At 33.8% G+C, this 17,900-nt stretch carries 12 protein-coding genes; 5 read left to right on the plus strand and 7 right to left on the minus strand.

Annotated elements, in window-relative coordinates; all coding sequences use genetic code 11:
• The first annotated feature begins 198 nt into the window (after window positions 1-198).
• From BN1372_RS00930 to BN1372_RS00950, 5 genes are all read left to right on the plus strand, one after another.
• Complete coding sequence (locus BN1372_RS00930) at window positions 199-1,173, plus strand: ABC transporter permease (protein ID WP_062197031.1); 975 nt, start codon at window positions 199-201, stop codon at window positions 1,171-1,173.
• Window positions 1,170-2,000, plus strand: coding sequence for an ABC transporter permease (locus BN1372_RS00935; RefSeq protein WP_062197032.1), 831 nt, complete (start codon window positions 1,170-1,172; stop codon window positions 1,998-2,000). Before BN1372_RS00930 ends, BN1372_RS00935 begins: the two co-directional genes overlap by 4 nt.
• Window positions 1,997-3,559, plus strand: a complete 1,563-nt coding sequence (locus BN1372_RS00940; protein WP_062197033.1) for an ATP-binding cassette domain-containing protein — start codon at window positions 1,997-1,999, stop codon at window positions 3,557-3,559. The genes BN1372_RS00935 and BN1372_RS00940 overlap by 4 nt, the downstream gene beginning before the upstream one ends.
• A gap of 17 nt (window positions 3,560-3,576) precedes the next feature.
• Window positions 3,577-5,130 carry an ABC transporter substrate-binding protein gene (locus BN1372_RS00945; protein WP_062197034.1) on the plus strand — a complete coding sequence of 518 codons (1,554 nt, stop codon included), beginning with the start codon at window positions 3,577-3,579 and terminating at the stop codon, window positions 5,128-5,130.
• Between the two features lie 522 nt (window positions 5,131-5,652).
• Window positions 5,653-7,749, plus strand: coding sequence for a sensor domain-containing protein (locus tag BN1372_RS00950; RefSeq protein WP_062197035.1), 2,097 nt, complete (start codon window positions 5,653-5,655; stop codon window positions 7,747-7,749).
• Between the two features lie 25 nt (window positions 7,750-7,774).
• On the opposite strand, the gene BN1372_RS00955 is transcribed toward BN1372_RS00950, so the two are convergent.
• The 7 genes from BN1372_RS00955 to BN1372_RS15425 form a co-directional block, all read right to left on the minus strand.
• Window positions 7,775-9,199 (minus strand): BglG family transcription antiterminator, encoded by a 1,425-nt coding sequence (locus BN1372_RS00955; protein ID WP_062197036.1) that lies wholly within the window; start codon window positions 9,197-9,199, stop codon window positions 7,775-7,777.
• Window positions 9,200-9,398: 199 nt separating this feature from the next.
• A complete protein-coding gene (locus BN1372_RS00960; RefSeq protein WP_062197037.1) occupies window positions 9,399-9,803 on the minus strand; it encodes a hypothetical protein in 405 nt (134 codons plus the stop codon).
• Window positions 9,804-10,050: 247 nt separating this feature from the next.
• Complete coding sequence (locus tag BN1372_RS00965) at window positions 10,051-13,128, minus strand: MucBP domain-containing protein (RefSeq protein WP_147515307.1); 3,078 nt, start codon at window positions 13,126-13,128, stop codon at window positions 10,051-10,053.
• 203 nt (window positions 13,129-13,331) lie between these two features.
• The gene (locus BN1372_RS00970; protein ID WP_062197039.1) at window positions 13,332-15,752 is read right to left on the minus strand and encodes an EAL domain-containing protein; all 2,421 of its coding nucleotides are present in this window, start codon (window positions 15,750-15,752) and stop codon (window positions 13,332-13,334) included.
• Window positions 15,753-15,826: 74 nt separating this feature from the next.
• Entirely contained in the window at window positions 15,827-16,108 is a 282-nt protein-coding gene (locus tag BN1372_RS00975) for a hypothetical protein (protein WP_062197040.1), read from the minus strand.
• A gap of 467 nt (window positions 16,109-16,575) precedes the next feature.
• Entirely contained in the window at window positions 16,576-16,665 is a 90-nt protein-coding gene (locus BN1372_RS15420; protein ID WP_230198789.1) for a group II intron maturase-specific domain-containing protein, read from the minus strand.
• Window positions 16,650-17,342, minus strand: a complete 693-nt coding sequence (locus BN1372_RS15425; RefSeq protein ID WP_230198790.1) for a reverse transcriptase domain-containing protein — start codon at window positions 17,340-17,342, stop codon at window positions 16,650-16,652. Before BN1372_RS15425 ends, BN1372_RS15420 begins: the two co-directional genes overlap by 16 nt.
• Window positions 17,343-17,900 lie beyond the last annotated feature (558 nt).

A 17,900-nucleotide genomic window follows, 5' to 3' on the forward strand; every position in this document is an offset into this window, starting at 1 on the left:
TTGTTTTTTCTGGTTTTTCCTCCATCATTTTCATCCCGTTTCTCCTTCATATTTGAATAAAATTTGAACATTTTGTCGGTTTATTTACTTCTTTTTCGGGTAGCGTTAGAATGATAGCAGTTTTATTTAAAACGGTACAAATTTGATTCAACAAGTAGTTTTTTACCTCTACGATTTTTCTATAGAAAGTGTGAGAAAATGTTACGTTTTTCTATTCGTCGTTTTTTTGAAGCAGCAGTTGTATTATTGATTGTCAGTATGTTTATTTTTTTCTTTGTTCGTTTACTTCCTGGTTCGCCAGCTCAAGCATTGTACGGAGAACAATTTTTAAAAATGACAAAAACTGATCAACTTCGTATTGAAGAAAACCTAGGTCTTCACGATCCATTAGTTGTCCAATACTTAAAATGGTTACAAGGTATTTTTCATGGCGACTTTGGTCATTCCTATACAACTGGAGTAGAAGTGAAAACGATTATATTAGAAGCAATTCGTCCAACAATTTCTTTAACAATCGTTTCCTTCCTCTTGACGATTTTATTATCGATAACAATTGGCATTTATACTGGATTAAAACGATATAGCTCTTTTGATTACATTACTACTATCGTAAGCTTATTGTTTATGTCGTTACCTAGCTTTTGGCTTGCATTAATACTGTTACTAATTTTTAGTGTTCACCTACAATGGTTCCCTAGTGCTGGTATGGGGAATGGTTCATTCACTTCTTTTTTATCTCACGTCTTCTTACCTGCACTTGTCTTGGCACTAGCACATATTGGCTACTGGATTCGTTTATTGCGAAATCATGTGACAATTGCAAATGAAAAACCGTTCATTCGTGCATTGATTGCTAGAGGGATTCCGAAACGAACAATTATTTTTAAACATGTTTTGCGCAATGCCTCGCTTCCTTTTTTATCGTATATGGGAGTTGCTCTTTCTTTTATGCTAGCTGGCTCTGCAGTGGTGGAAACTATCTTTTCATGGCCCGGGATTGGTCTTTTAACGATGAATGCTGCAATAGAACGCGATTATCCTGTCATTATCGCGACCACTCTGTTATGTACGTTCATTGTAATTGTTGTCACGTTTTGTAGCGACTTGTTGTCTGCCTGTCTTGATCCTCGCCTTCGTCGTAATCTGTTAGAACAAAAGGAGAATATTCGATGACAAAAAAATTAGCTATCTATTCTTGTTTGTATCTTATTTTGTTATTCTTCTTCTCACTTTTCGCTCCTTTTATTAGTCATCAGCCATACAATGAGGTGAACTTAACCGAAACATTATCTTCCCCAAGTTTCCCTCATTGGTTTGGTACCGATGAAGTCGGGCGAGACATTTTAGTAAGACTACTATATGGTGGACGAGTTTCATTGCTTGTTGCCTTATCAGCTATGATGCTTTCAATTATCGTTGGTGTTGTTTACGGGGCAATCAGTGGATACTTTGGCGGTTGGACTGATCGCATAATGATGCGGATATTGGACGGATTATTAAGTATTCCTTCCTTACTATTCATGGTCATGTTACAAGCTTTATGGACACCAAGTATACGAAGTGTCATTTTTGTTATCGGGATTACAAGTTGGATGCCATTAGCAAGGTTAATTCGAGCAGAAGTAATGGCTTTAAAAGATGAAATGTATGTCTATAGCGCACATGTTGTCGGAGCGACATCGATACAAACTTTTTTTCGTCACATATTACCACAATGTTTTCCAACTATTATTGTCATGTCTACCAATGGTATTGGACACGCAATTTTATCAGAGGCGACGTTAAGCTTCTTTGGTATTGGAATCCCTTCTAACGAACCATCATGGGGAAATATGTTAATTGGTGCACAAAACCATATTTTATCTGGTGTTTGGTGGACTGCTTTTTTTCCAGGCTTATTCATTATCGGTACTGTTCTCTCTTTCGTCTTTATCGGTGATTATTTAGAAGACCGTTTAACGCTCCCTCATCGTAAACGAAAGGAGGTATTTTTAACATGAACGAACACATTGTAGAAGGAAAAGAAGTATGTGTATCCTTTCAGAAACAAAAAGTAATTCACCATATTGATTTTCAGCTTTCAAAAGGAAAAATTACCGCCATTATCGGAGAAAGTGGTTCGGGTAAAAGTATCACTGCTCAAAGTATCGCTTCCCTACTTCCACCGGAGGCAGTCATGGAATCGGGTGAAATTTTCTTTCAACATGAACGGACAAACGAATGGACAAAGAAACGTTGGCATGAAATGCGCGGTACGAAAATAAGTCTCATGTTTCAAGAAACATATGAAACATTGGACCCACTTTACCGAATTTCTCACCATTTTTATGAATTTTATAAAGCACATACAAAATTGCATAAAAAGGAAATAGAAGAACAGGTTCTTTTGTTGTTTAAAAATATGCAAATTCCAGACCCCGAAAGAACGTTTCATAGCTATCCTTTTGAATTATCAGGTGGCATGCGACAACGAGTACTATTAGCGTTATCCATTGCATTAAACCCAGATTTATTAATTGCCGATGAACCTACCACTGCACTTGATGTGCATGTGCAGGCAGTTATTCTTCACTTAATAAAAGAATGGCAAACAACAAACAAAAAAAGCGTGTTGTTTATTACACATGATTTAGGGGTTGTAAGTGAATTAGCGGATTATGTCATCGTGATGAAAAGCGGAAAAATCATTGAACAAAATACAGTAGCAAACATTTTAGAACACCCAGTTCATCCTTATACACAGCTACTTATACAGGAATATAAAAACTTAGATATTAAAACTGTTTCCAAACAGGAAAATGAACCTTCCTTACCACTTGTTAGTGTAAAAAACATATCAAAATCGTATCAAACAGCTACGTTGTTCAAATGGTCCCGATACAAGGTCTCAGCTGTTCGCCATCTATCCTTTACCATAAACAAAGGGGAAATTGTTGGCATTTTAGGAGAGAGTGGTTCGGGTAAAAGTAGTTTATCTCGATTGCTTTTACAATTAGAACAACCTGATGAAGGAACAATAATTTGGCATAATCATCCGATTTTACGAAAAGATTTGCAATGGGTCCCACAAGACCCTAGTGCATCGTTTAATCCCCGCTTTCGCATTGCTGATATTGTCGGGGAAGGCCTAGATTATAATGAACGTCTTTCTGTCAAAGAAAGAGAGCAATTAATTAAACAAACATTACGACATGTTGGATTACAAGAACAATGGTACGATGCATATCCCAATCAATTATCAGGTGGCATGTTGCAACGAATTGCCATTGCCCGTGCGATTATTTTAAAACCAAAATTAATCGTATTAGATGAACCTTTTGCTAGTCTAGACTTATCGTTTCAACGGGAAATGATTGCATTGATACGTTCGATTCATGACAGATACCACACTGCATTTTTATTTATTTCTCACGATATTCGGGTGGCTAGTCATCTTTGCCATCGCATTTTCTTTATGGAAAAAGGAACGTTCGTCGAAGAAATAAAAGGACACGAAATTTGCAATACGACACATCCTTATTCGAAACGACTTATCTCAGCCATCCCAGTTTTACCATAAATGAAGGAGGATATATTATGCAAAAATCACTCATTTTTATAGTATTTATTTTTGTTTCAATTAGCATGTTTACGGGTTGTGCTAATAAAGAAACTACAGAAAAAAATAATACACTCACCTATGGAATAGAATTTGAAATTGAAAAGATTAATCCTATTTTAGATGAAGAACAAGAAATTGATAGTCTTCTATTTCGTGGATTAACAAAACCTTCTACAGACCGTTCTCCAGTAGGTGATTTAGCAAAAAAATGGACAGTTTCTGAAGATGGAAAAACATATGTTTTTTACTTACACGAACAAGCGAAATTTTCAGATGGAGAAGAAGTAACAGCACAAGATGTAAAATTTACATTGGATAAAATCTTAGATTTAAAAACAAATACGCCGCTTTTTAGTGATTTTGAACCGATTGAAAACGTAGAGGCCACAAATAAACACGTTGTTACTATTTTTTTAAAATATCCATACCCTGCAATTTTAGATAAACTTCGTGTTGGTATCGTTCCAAAACATTTATTACAAAGCCAAGAAATGAATAAATCAACCTTCAATCAAAAGCCGGTTGGCAATGGTCCTTATAAAATAAAAGAATGGAAAAAGGATAAAACAATCATATTAGAAAAAAATCCATATTACTATGGAACTAAACCCAAAATTGAGGAAATCATTTTTAAATATGTACCAGATCCAAACGCTCGTCTTATGCAATTAAAAACAGGCGAAATTGATTTAGCTTACTTAGAGGCTAATCAAATGAAATCTATCAAAAAAACAGATGACATTACCATTCATCGCATTTCAACAGCAGATTATCGCGCTTTCATGTATAATCTTCAGCATCCCCTTTTTCAAGATGCAAAAGTACGACAAGCGTTAAATAAAATGGTGAATAAAGGTGAATTAGTAGATGGAATTTTACAAGGAAACGGTGAAATTGCGTATGGTCCACTTCAACGTTCTTGGGCACATGCACCTTCTATTGAAAAAGAAACATATAATAAAGAAGAAGCCATACGACTTTTAAAAGAAACAGGATGGATAAAAAACAAAAATGGGATTCTCGAGAAGGATGGAAAAACATTCTCTTTCGACATTGTCGCACCATCTACAGATCCGATTCGTGTTGCAATCGCTCAATCGTTGGCAACAACTTTCAAGGAATACGGAATAGAAGCAAAACCACAAATCAAAGACTTTAAATCACTCGATATTTCCAAAGAAGATACGTTTGTCATCGGTTGGGGGTCTCCATTTGATCCGGATGATCATACCTATCGAATTTTTCATCGCTCTCAAATGAAAGATGGCCTATCAAACTTTGGCCATTACAAAGATCCAATTGTGGATGAAACATTAGGAAAAGCACGTCAGTTAAGCAACCAAGAAGAACGGAAACAACTTTATCAACAGTTTCAAGAACAACTAACAGTAAATCCCCCATTTAACTTTTTAATGTACGTTGATGCTTTATATGGAGCAAACAAATCAGTGAAAGGAATTAGTGATAGTACATTAGGTCACCATGGATACGGAATCATGTGGAATATTGAATCTTGGGAAATACAATAAAGAAATCTTTCATCAGTGGGAATTTTTGCACTTATCCCACATTTATCAAAAAAGAGGAGAGCGCTCGTCTAGAGGAGTCAAACATAAGCCCTTGTACCCATAACTAAATTAGGGAAGTTTGACCCCATACTTAAAAATTTCGGTGCTCTCTTAATATTTTAAATGTGTTGTCTTACTTCCCATTAATGAGGGATAAATGAGTAGACAGGTGGAAAAATTTTATTTTTTCACCTGTTTTTAGTAAATCGGAGAATAATCCACCATAATATACCTAAATTTCACGAAGAAAATATGCATTTTATATAATACTACTATTTTCCAAAAAAATGAATGTTAAAGTTTTGTAAAAAAACAATGAAGAATTGGTTTTTTTGTAGATAAATAGTCATAGGTTATTTAAACTATATGTATCTGGACAAATAAACGATCTTTTAGTCCCTATTACTTCAAAGAAACATCTACCTTTTGGCCTTATAACCTAAAATTTCACACCGCTGGTTAACAATATGGGAGGATACATACATGATTGATAGTTTGGAAAAATATCAACTTAACAAAGACAGACAAGAGATTATGCAAAAATCACTAGAAATTAAACAAGCACTAGATGAATCAACTATTGTAGTAATTACAAATAGCCAAGGTGTCATTACGTATGTTAATAAAAAATTTGAAAAAATATCTAAATACAATAAAAGCGAACTAATAGGACAGACACACCGCATTTTAAATTCTGGTGTTCACTCTTCACAATTTTTTAAAGAAATGTGGAGCACTATTTTACAAGGACAAACATGGCAAGGTGAAATTTGCAACAAAGCAAAAGATGGATCCCTTTACTGGGTAAACACAACGATTATTCCGTTTTTAGATCATCATCAAAAACCATATCAATTTATTGCTATTCGCAATGACATTACAAAACAAAAAGAAGCAGAATATCAATTAAAACTTTCATTAGAAAATGACTTTTTGCAAACATTTCGTCAACTGCAACATCTAATTTTTATAATAAAAAAGGACGAACAGGGCGAATTTATTTTTACTTTATTCGAAGGAAATTTAGCACAAAAATATGCCTTATCCACTAATCTTGCAAAAAATCAAACACTTGAGAAGGTTTTCCCAGAACGTGCATGTAAGAAAATACGAAAAGAACTTACAAAAGCATTTCAACAAGAAGCTTCTCTATTTGAAGTACGATTAGATGATAAACAATATTTTTATTGCTCTTTATCCCCCAATATTAAAAATGGAGAAGTCATCGAAGTAGTTGGGTCCGCAGTAGATATTACCGAACGTAAAGCTGCCGAAAAACAAATCCATCATTTAGTATATAAAGATGATATAACAGGGTTGCCAAATCAACGTTCATTTTCAAAAGATATTGAAAAACGAATCATAAAAAGTATCGAAAGAAATCAACAATTTGGTGTTTTTATTATTAATATTAATCGATTTCGTTATTTCAATGAAACTTACGGGTATATTACGAGTAACTTTTTGTTGAAATCTATCGGGAATCGTTTAGAAAAGTATGCAAAAAGTGGAACGAAGATTTACCGTTTTAATGATGCTGTTTTTATCGTATTAACGAAACGAACAAATGAAATAAACACTATATTAGAGACAGCAAATCAAATACTTTCTGTCTTTGAAGAACCGTTTTTGATGGATCATCAAGACAACTTAGTGTCTGCCAATATAGGAATTAGTACATTCCCAAAGGACGGAAAAAGTGAAATTGAATTATTAAGAAATGCGGATATTGCTGTACATATTGCTAAAATGCAAACTCATTCATCCATTGCTCAATATAATGTTCATTTTAGCGCGCAGTTGAAAGAACGAGTCCAGTTGGAAAAAAACATATATAAAGCGTTAAAATCAAAACAATTTATGATGTACTATCAACCGAAAGTAGATGTGCAAACGAATACAATTACTTCGTGTGAAGCGCTGATTCGTTGGCCACAAAAAGATGGTTCTTTTATTTCACCAGTATCATTTATACCAATTGCAGAAGAAACCGGATTAATTATCCCTTTAAGTGAGTGGATTATCGAAGAAGTTGCATCTCAATACGCAGCATTCCAACAAGAAGGAATCGAAACTATGCAAATTAGTATTAATTTATCAGCAAAACATTTTCAAAAGCGAACCATTACGAAAGATATTGAGAACATTTTAAAAAAATATAATATGCCACCCAAATCTTTACAAGTAGAGATTACAGAACATATGTTGATGGAAAACGAACAAGAAGCAACAAAAAGATTATATGAATTAAAAGAAATGGGAATTTTGATAGCTATTGATGACTTTGGCACAGGCTATTCTTCGCTAAATTATTTACGTACGTTACCTGTCGATATTTTAAAAATTGATCAATCTTTCGTAAATGAACTACCATCTAATCCGAAAAATAAAAATATTATTCGCGCCATTATTCAATTATCTCAAGCACTCAACTTATCAGTAATAGCAGAAGGTGTTGAAACAGAAGAACAAAAAAATTTCCTTTTAAACGAAGGATGTCATATTATGCAAGGATACCACTTCCATCGTCCAATACCAGGTGAATCAATGAAGCAACTCATGAAAAACTCTCTCCTTTAATGTCCTATTATTGGAGAGAGTTTTTCTATTCTATATATGGTTGAATTTTAGTAATATCCCGTTCATTTGGTAATGTCGAAATAAGGATAACTGGGAGCTGCTGACATTCTATCGGAAAATCAGAAATAATAAAATCTGCTTGGTCTGCTATTTGTTCTTTTTTTATATCGAAAAATGAGCGGCGCATTATCATTAATTTATGACCAAAATGTTCTACTAAAATAGATTCTACATAACGGCCCCATCCATCATTTCTGACGGTAATAAAAAGCGCTTTTTTCTTCTGTTGCTTCTTTCTTTTTCTCGTAGCTTCAATATGCATCGCTAACATCATAATTTCTTCTTTTCTGACAGAAGAAATAGTATTCCATTCTTTCCACTTCTCACAACACCATTGAACTTTTTCCACTGTTTGAGGATATTGTTCTTCTATAAAACAAATTGTTTGCTCATTGGATGGTAGCACAGAAATCGGTCGTGTACAGAACTTCGTTGTTTTGTAAAAAAATTGTAGAAGAGCAATCAAAAATTCATCATCTGTATGAAATGGAAGGTCAAAAGATTCCTCTAACAACTGTAAAAAAAGCCACACTTTTTTATATGTACCCTTTACCTGTTCTGTTTTTAATTGTTGAAGATCATTATCTAAAGGTTTCGTCCAAATAAATGATGAACCCATAATTGCAAACGAAAAATACACCTTTTCTGAAGTCGTGATTACCACATCATATTTTTTTTGAACATCCTGCTCTATGTTTTTCACCGCTTCATAAAAAGGCGTTCGCTGGGCATAGTGAATATCTTCTTGTTTTAATAAAACAAAATGCCCTTCCTTCATTCTTTTTATGGCAATTTGAAAAACCTGTCCCAACCTTATCAAAGATTCCGGGTAAAATTTTATTTCCATCGTATCAATAAATATTTGAAAAAAACGTTGAAAATACTCCTCTTGATATACTTCTTCCCCCCATAATTCCCCATATACTTGATTGTATATGTTATGTAAATAAAGGCGAAGGTTTATTTCTTCTCCCACAATTGCTAACGGACGGCGTGTTAGTTTTAACTGATAAACGGATAAATCTTTTTCTATTTTTCGCAATAACTCATATAACGAATGTGGATAAAGAAATAATGCTTCCGATAAAGACGAAATAGTATAAAAAGAATGATTCATCAATTTTTCTATTACCTTTACTAACAGTTCATCTTGATCTGACACCACTTTTAACGATGAAATAGATTCATTATCTGGGATAAGAAGTCGGACTCCTTTTCCTTTTAAACGCTCTAGGTTCCATGTGTCGGGTAAAATTTTTTGAATAAGCTGAAGGTCTTGTTGAACAGTTTTATTAGAACATCCTAATGCCTCACTTATCTTTTTTGTCGTCACCCATCCTTTTTTTCTAGACAAATAATCCATTAATTTTTTTTGCCTTTCTATTATCACCAATATCCACACCTATTCTTTAAAGTAAAATAGATGACTGTAATGTATACATGTTATATATTCCTATATATATATAAAGCAAGACCTCCACGAATGAAAGACTTCTTTATACTATATTCACCGATCTTGTATATTATGCTAAAATCAAAAAGCAAAACACACCTCAATGATGTTGTTTTGCTTTTGTTGTCCTCTTCTACTATATTCGTTTTAAAATAGTTGATAAATCTTCGTACATAAAGAACATTACTTTTTGCACAGTTGTTCCATTGTCAGGAAAGTACTTAATAGCTGGAAATTCCGAATCTAATTGAGTTTGAGTAAAATGGCGATTATGGCTCCTGTACCACTCTTCATATTTTGATTCAAAAGCGAGTAAATCACTAAGCGTGAAATGTTGTAAAATTAATTCCACATGTTCAGAACTTGACTTCCAGCGTTTCATCCATATTTCTAATTCTTTTTTTCCTACTTCATTTTTCATGTATTTAAAATAATTTTTATACATTGAAAAGACAACATCAGGCCACGGATAGGCACTTCCTACTTTTATAAATTCATGCAAGACCTTTTGATTATCCCGTGCAAACCACTTAATTGCCATCAAAACCATCTCCTTGCATATTTTTGCCTCATTGCTGTACATTCAGATTCACACATTCAATCAAAATAAAGACACTAGTAAAAATTGTTTTCGCCGTCTATTTATTATCATATCAAAACATCACCCTCATATTGTTTATATTCTTTGTTTGTTTTTTGTTATGTATTTATTCTACTTCTCTATTCTTTTTCCTCTTATTAACGAAATAAATCAAAAAGGATTAAGGTTCCCTTAATCCTTTTTGAACTTACCTTTTTTGTTTTTGTGTGCGGAATACAACATAACTACCCACAAGTAAAATCATCATTCCGATGATTAAAATATTTGGAATAGAAGTAGATGTATTCGGTAATGTTTTTCCTTTTGAATCCGTTCCTGCATTTGTACTAGTTCCTGCATTTGTACTATATGTTCGATTGGAATAAGGTTGAACAGAAGATGTAAATGTACTTTTTATCTTTTTTTGATCATTTAATTGTGGAGTTTGTGGATGATTATTCATTGGTGGTTGATTGTTTTGGTTCGTAGGAATGTTGTTTTTATCTGTTTGATTTTTCTTTTTATAAAAAATAATTATTTGTTGTTCTTCTTTTGTAAAATTTCCGTTTTGATTTCCTTCAAATCTGCTAAATTCATATCCTGGAATCGTTTTTGCTGAAACAGTATAGTCTTTACCAATCACGTCTAATTGCGTTTCTGGTGACAGAATCGATTCATTTGTTGCTTCATCCTTATAATGAATCGTTAACTTCCCTTTTTCTTCACCAATTTTTTTGTATTTAAATATAACCCCTTGATTTGGATACTCTTTTGTTAATTCTACTGTTACTTGTGGTTCGCTCAATAATTGATACCCTGGGATTTCAAGCGCATGTTCCGTATATGTTTGTAACGCTAATTGGTCTCGTACGATTGTTTTATGAATTGGTTGATTAAATTCATCTAAAAAGTGAACACTAATAGATCCTAAGATATTCACAACTGGCTCTTTTTTCTCATAATAATACGTAATGACTGCTGGCTCTACTTGAATCCATCCAGCTACGTCACCAGTCGCATAAATGTAACGATAGCCATCGATTTCTTTTGCAACTGTTTGATAAGCGTCCGATACATAACCTGTCATTTTTTCGGATTTTGCAATTGTTTCTCCTGTATTTACATCTACGTAATGAACAGCAACTTCACCTTGTAATTTTCGATAGATAAAGGTAATCACTTGAGATGGTGTTTCTTCGGATAATGTCACCGCTACTTTTCGGTCGCTAAGTAGTTCATACTCATATAATGACACTGCTTCCTGTTCATAATCTCCATATGGTAGTTCTTCGTATACCATTGGTTCAAAAATGTTATTTCCTGCTTCATCTTTATAGTACACTGTTATATTTCCAGTGCCTTGTTCCTCTTCTTTTACCGTATAATAATAGTAAACATCTTGATGTGTTTTCCCATACACACCTTTGACATTACCATCAACACGGAAAAACTCAAATCCCGAAATCTCTTTTCTTTCCGTTTCGTATGTCGTTCCTACTTCTCCTGTTAACGTAGTAGATGGTAGTAAAGGTTCATTTGTTGCTGCGTTCAAGTAATGAGCCGTTACCGTACCGTCTGTGATTAATTTTTTATACGTAAAATGATGTGCTTGATTTGAGTTCTCTTTTGTTAATGTCAAAGAAACATCTGGTTCACTAATAATAGTGTAACCTGGAATCGCAATCGCTTTATAATGGTACGAACCTAAAGATAAATCATTCGAAACAACTGGTTTCACTAATTCTTTTCCTGCTTCATCTACATAATGAATAGTCGTCGAACCTTTGATTATCTTTTGATAATAGTACGTCACATCTGTTCCTTCTTCGATAACCATTCCTTTTGATTCACCGTCTGCTCGTACTAATTGGTAATCTGGAATCTCTTTCGCAGGAGCTTCATACACTGTCCCCACTTCTCCAGTTTGTACGTGAGATGGCTCAATTTTTTCACCTGTTTCCTCATCTATATAATGGGTACGCACTTCCCCATATTTTATTTTGGCATATAAAAATGTATACGATTGATGAGGAGATTCTTTCGTTAAAGTAAATGTTTTTTTTGCATCTCCTATTACTCGATAATCCGGATGATCTTGTACTGCTTTTTCGGTATATTCTCCTAAATCTAACGGTTCTTGTACAACTGTAGGATTTACTTCTTCCCCATCTTCTGTTTTATGATGAATCGTTAAGGAGCCTTTCATACAATTTCCGGAAAGTGCAACCTCTTGCACAGGAATCGTTACTTGTTCCGTTTCATTGTGTTGTTGATATTCCATATATGATTTTGTCGTTGTCGGATACAATCCTTCCTCTGTTTCTTTAGAAGCTCGTTTTAATACATAGCGAATCTTCAAGTCCTCTTTCTCAAAAATTCGATTAATTTTAAAATATACTTGATTGCCTTTTATGTTGACTTCATCTGCTCCTTCAATTGAATCTGGATCTATAATAAATTCAGGGGCAATTGTTTCGAAGATTTCAACCGATTGATCTTTTAATTCTTCTTCAATGTCTTTAAAAATTTTCGCAATTTGATCTGTATTATTTAAATAATAAAAATGCTCCTCTTTCTTTGCTAAACCTTCCACAAAAGAAATCGCTCTATCTCGATTATCTTTATTTGCTTCATTATCATAATAAATACTAAAAATGTAATCAGAAGCGGACTTTGTTCGAATAATTTCTTCATTCGCTAATTGAATAGCCTTATTTACACTGATAGATTGATTTTTTAAATCACGATTCGGTACACCATCTGTGAAAAGAATAACCACTTTTTCTGCATCATCACGCTTTTTGTTGATTAAATCTTCTGTTCCTGTTTTAATGCCTAATCCAGTTGGTGTTCCTCCAGATGGAGTCGCCTTTTGTAATTCTTTCTTTGCTTGTTCAAAATTATTTCCCAAGGAATAAATCGTTCTTGTTACATTTTTTCCACTACCAGATTGGAATACTGTAATTCCAACTTGGTCTTTATTATTATCAAATGAATCGATTAACGTCTCAATATTTTTTCTTACTTCTCCCCATTGCTTTTCAATAGACCCTGAAACATCGATAATAAATTCAATATCGTACTTTGAACGTTCTGGATTATCCATTCTACTTTTATCAATCGAAATTTCAGTTATAAACTCTTCGGCACATAATTGCTGATTCGATGTGACCTGCTTTGAAGCTGTAAGTGCCCTTTCCTCGCCATTAGAAGCATATACTTGTCCAGGGACTAATTGTGTTAACAATAGTAAACAAGCTATGAACCAACTAATAGTACGTTTCATACCGTCACCTTCTTTGTTATTTTTACTAATAATCAGATAAAAAAACAATCCTCCTTTCTAAAAAAAGTGCTTACATACAAAATATAAGCGCGATATTCAAAAAAAATGATGAAGGATTATTCCTTTGATAACGGCACAAAAACATAGCATAGAACTAGTATTTTATTCATATTATTTTATTTTGAACAAAAAAATAAACTGTATCAAAAAGATACAGTTGATCCTTTAAACTCTTGAAGCCATTTTTTCAATTCCGTTGCTTTTAATGGTTTTGCATAATAATATCCTTGTACGATATCACAATCATATTGTTTTAAAATTTCTTTTTCTTCGTTCCGTTCTACCCCTTCCGCCACCACTTCTAATTGTAAATTGTGTGCAAGTTCGATAATCGATTTGACAATCGATTGTGTTCTCCTATCTGCTAATGTCATTTGGAAAGACCGATCTATTTTCATTTGGTTGATTGGTAGTTGTTTTAAATAAGATAATGATGAATACTCTTTTCCAAAATCGTCTACCGAAATAGAAAGACCAAATCGTTGAAGCTCTTCTAATTTCGAAATAATACTTTCAAAGTTGTACATTGCAATGCTTTCCGTTATTTCTAATTGTAAAAATGAAGGTGGGAATCCCGTTGCTTGCAACACATGACGTACGACTTGTACGAAATCCGGCTGCTCTAACTGATGAATCGATACATTCACGGAAATAATCATCGGTGCTAATCCGGCCATCATCCATTCTTTTCCTTGACGACAAGCCTCTTCTAGCACCCATTTTCCGATAGGAACAATTAAACCAGTTTCTTCGGCAATCGATATAAAATGATCAGGTCGAATCAATCCTCTTTTTGGGTGATTCCAACGAATTAAACTTTCTACTCCATGTACTTTTTCAGGATGAATATGAACTTGTGGTTGATATACTAAAAATAATTCTTTCTTTTCTAATGCTTGATACAAATCATTTTTTAACGCCATGCGTAATACAGCGTGTTCGTTCATTTTTGTTTGATAATATAAATAATTGTTTCTCCCATTCCGTTTCGCACAAGCCATTGCTAAATCTGCGTAGCGAATTAATGTCTTACTATCAGATGTATCTTCTGGAAAACAACTTATTCCTATGCTAATAGTAATAAAGATACTCGTTTCTTCGTTAATATATAAAGGTTTTTGAAACTCACGAATCAATCCTTTAACAAATGGTTCCAATGAAATATTTTTTTGACAATCTAACAAAATAACAAAATCGTCTCCACCAAAACGTGCGATTTCTCCTCGATGATTCACATATGCATGTAGTCGCTGTCCAATAATATTTAAAACTTTATCCCCTTGTTCATACCCAAGCGAATCGTTAATTAATTTAAATTGGTCTGTATCAATGAAAATTAAATTAAATGATTCTTTTTTAGTCATTTTTATATCGATCATTTCTTCTAACCAGAAACGATTCGGTAAATTAGTTAGCGTATCTTTGTACGCTAGTTTATGTAATTTTTCTTGCGCCAATTTTTCTTGCGTAATATCACGCGTCGCTCCTCGATAGCCGATTACATTATTATCTTGGTCATACATTAATACCGCGCTTGATTCCATCCATCGAATTTTACCATTTTTAGCGATGATTCTATATTCTAACTGATGTAATGGTACCTTATTTTGTAAAGAATGTTGAACCATTTGTTTGGTTGTTTCTTGGTCCTCTTCATATACAATTTCGATAACTTTTTTTCCCAGTAATTCTTCGCGTTCATATCCTGTTTTTTCTGTAATTCGTTTGGAGATAAATATATATTCAAGGTTTTCATTCATTTCCCATACATATTCATCAAAAGCATTTACTACATCACGGAAACGACGTTCACTATTTTCAATTTTTTCTTTATTTTTTGTATATTCTTCTACAATCATATCAAACTCAGGAAAAAACTTTCTAAACTGTGCTCGATTAGAATCGACAGAGAGCAATTGATTCGTAAAGGTTTCTAATGCTTTTCGATAATAATAGACAATAAATTGTACCCCAATCACACCGATAATAATTAAAATTACAAACAACTCTACGGATTTTTTCACTTGTTCTAAAAAAATCATTTGAAGATTATCAATCGTTACATTTCCCCATACGTGCCCAATCACTTCCCCTTCTCGTATAATCGGATGAATCCGTGCAATTACTTGATTTTCTCTCGTTTGTGAAACGGAACCAAACCAAATTGCTTCTTTTCTTTCATATACTTCACGAGCTTTTGATTCTTTTTTAATATCTCTAAGCCCTTCTTCTTGAAAATTAGGTCCGAACGCAACAATGGAATCTAACTCCCGCACGTAATATCCTGCACCGACTTCTGGAAAAGAAACAGTAACTTCATCTACAAATGGCTGTAACTTTTTATTTAACATTTTTATTTTTTCTTCTTTTGATAAATCTGGATCTTCTATGTAATCATCGTAGGTACCTGTTAGTTCTTCATCTAACAGTTGAGCCACCGCTTGTACTTCAGCACGTTTACTTTCTAATATGTAATTTTGTTGTAAAATGGTATTAAAAATAATACTAATACTCATCATAATTGCGATAAGAAAATAAATGAGAATACGCGCTCTTTTTATCATATGATTGACTCCTACTTCTATATTTATAGTATTATTTACCCAATAAGAGAGTAGGATAAAACAATATAATCCATTTAATTAATGAAAATCTTATTAAATTTCACTTTCCGTGTATCTACACCTATTTCTTCTAGAAATTGATATGCTTCTTCTAATGTATGAATAGAGTAATTAAACTTCACCATATTTTTGATTTTCTTCAATCGTTTTTCACGTTCTTCTTGCAAAGATTCATCCGTCATCCAATATGGAAGTTTCTCTTCATCTTTCACAAACGACACTAACTTTAACTCATCATCAAAATACATTAACATAGGGACATCTAAAATGGGATGTTTAAAAGATGCTCGATACATACACTCACTCCATTCTTTTATTTTTTGACACTACTATCATGGTATGTTATTCGTCTACAAACAGTATATTTTATCATTATTTCACACTATTTATCTCGTAATCATAAAATATAACGCTCATTATCGTATTCTTCTTTTCCCTATTTTAAAAATAGAGTAGGAGGAGAATTTTAATCCCCGACTTCTCACACCACCGTACGTACGGTTCCGTATACGGCGGTTCAACCTTTTAAGTATCGTAACTCATAAAGTTGGGAAATGTCTTTTAATCCCCACTTTGTGAGTTTTTCTTTTGTTATCGCTTGATAGATGATTTGACTTTTCGATATCCTCCAATATCCCTTTCGGAAACTAGCTAATTTCATTGCATCATCATGGTTGATTCCATAACTACAGGGCATCCTGTATTTAGTCCTTACCTTTTTCCATCTCTTCCAAATTAGTTGTCTAAGTCGGTGTTTTAACCATTATTGAGTGTCTAAGATGAATCTTTTCATTCGTGCTATTCCATAATAATTAATCCATCCGGTGGTTAGCTGGTTTATCTTCTTCGTGATTTCTTCAAAAGTTCCCGGTTGTTTTCGACTCGTCCACTTCCTCCATTTATCTTTAAATCGTAGTTTTGCCGACGTGCATGGTCGGCATTCGACTTTTCCAAGAGGTTTTGTAAATTGAATCCAAGGAATGTAGCCGATGTTGCACCAAAGACTTTACTTTTCTTTTGGTTGATAATTAGCCCAAGGCGTTTTTCGATGTAGCTTGTGACGCTATCCATTCCCCTTTCGCCTGCACGTTTACTTTTTACATAGATGACGAAATCATCCGCATACCTAATAAAACGGTGTCCTCTCTTTTTTAGTTCTATATCCAGTTTGTTCAAATAGATAGTTGCTAAAATAAGGGATAATGGACCACCTTGTGGTGCTCCTTCTGCGGTTTCAATATAGATATCTTTGTCAAGAATACCTGAACAAAGAAACTTCCAAATCAGTTTAAGGACAATTTTATCCGAAATGAATTCTTCCAAATATGCCCTTACTCTTTGGTGGTGGATTGTATCAAAATAGCTTTTCAAATCGCAGTACACTACTACTTGGTATCCTTCTTGATAATATTGTTCGGCAAGTTTAATTGCTTGATGGGCATTCCTTCCTTTGCGAAAACCAAAGCTATTCTCAGAAAAGTATGGGTCTATGATTGGTTCAATTACTTGGAGGATGGCTTGCTGTACCACTCTATCCAACAAACATGGTATCCCTAGATATCCTTTTGGAACCATCTGACTTTGGAATAGCAACCCTTTTAACCGGCTGAGGCTCGTAAGTCCCCTCCATAAGTTTCTGTCTGAGAGGTTGAAAGTACTTTTTCATATGTGATTTCAATTGATATACGATAATTCCATCTACCCCGGGAGCACGGGAGCACCTTTATTACTATAAACTTTTTCCTATGCTCTCCAAAGATTCTCGTTTGCGATAACTTTATTGATTAGATTGACATTGATACCATCTTGTTCTTTCATATCCATGTCTGCATCTTTACGCACTCCTATGTATCTTTTGGTTCATACCACGATGTATTCTGCGCTTAGGCGAGATGCTTACACCTCCTTGTTTTCCAAGATTTAAGATTGTTCAGTCCTTCATTTCCATTGGAAACTACTATGACCTCTGCTGACTTCTCACGATAAATCTTGTTTCAACCACGCAAGTTTTGCACGTCCGTGAGACCTCCCCGGGTAAGAGCGATAACCTTCGTCTCATGTAACTGCTATATTTACTGTATGGGATTC

It is taken from the genome of Massilibacterium senegalense (assembly GCF_001375675.1).
Lineage (GTDB): Bacteria > Bacillota > Bacilli > Bacillales > Massilibacteriaceae > Massilibacterium > Massilibacterium senegalense.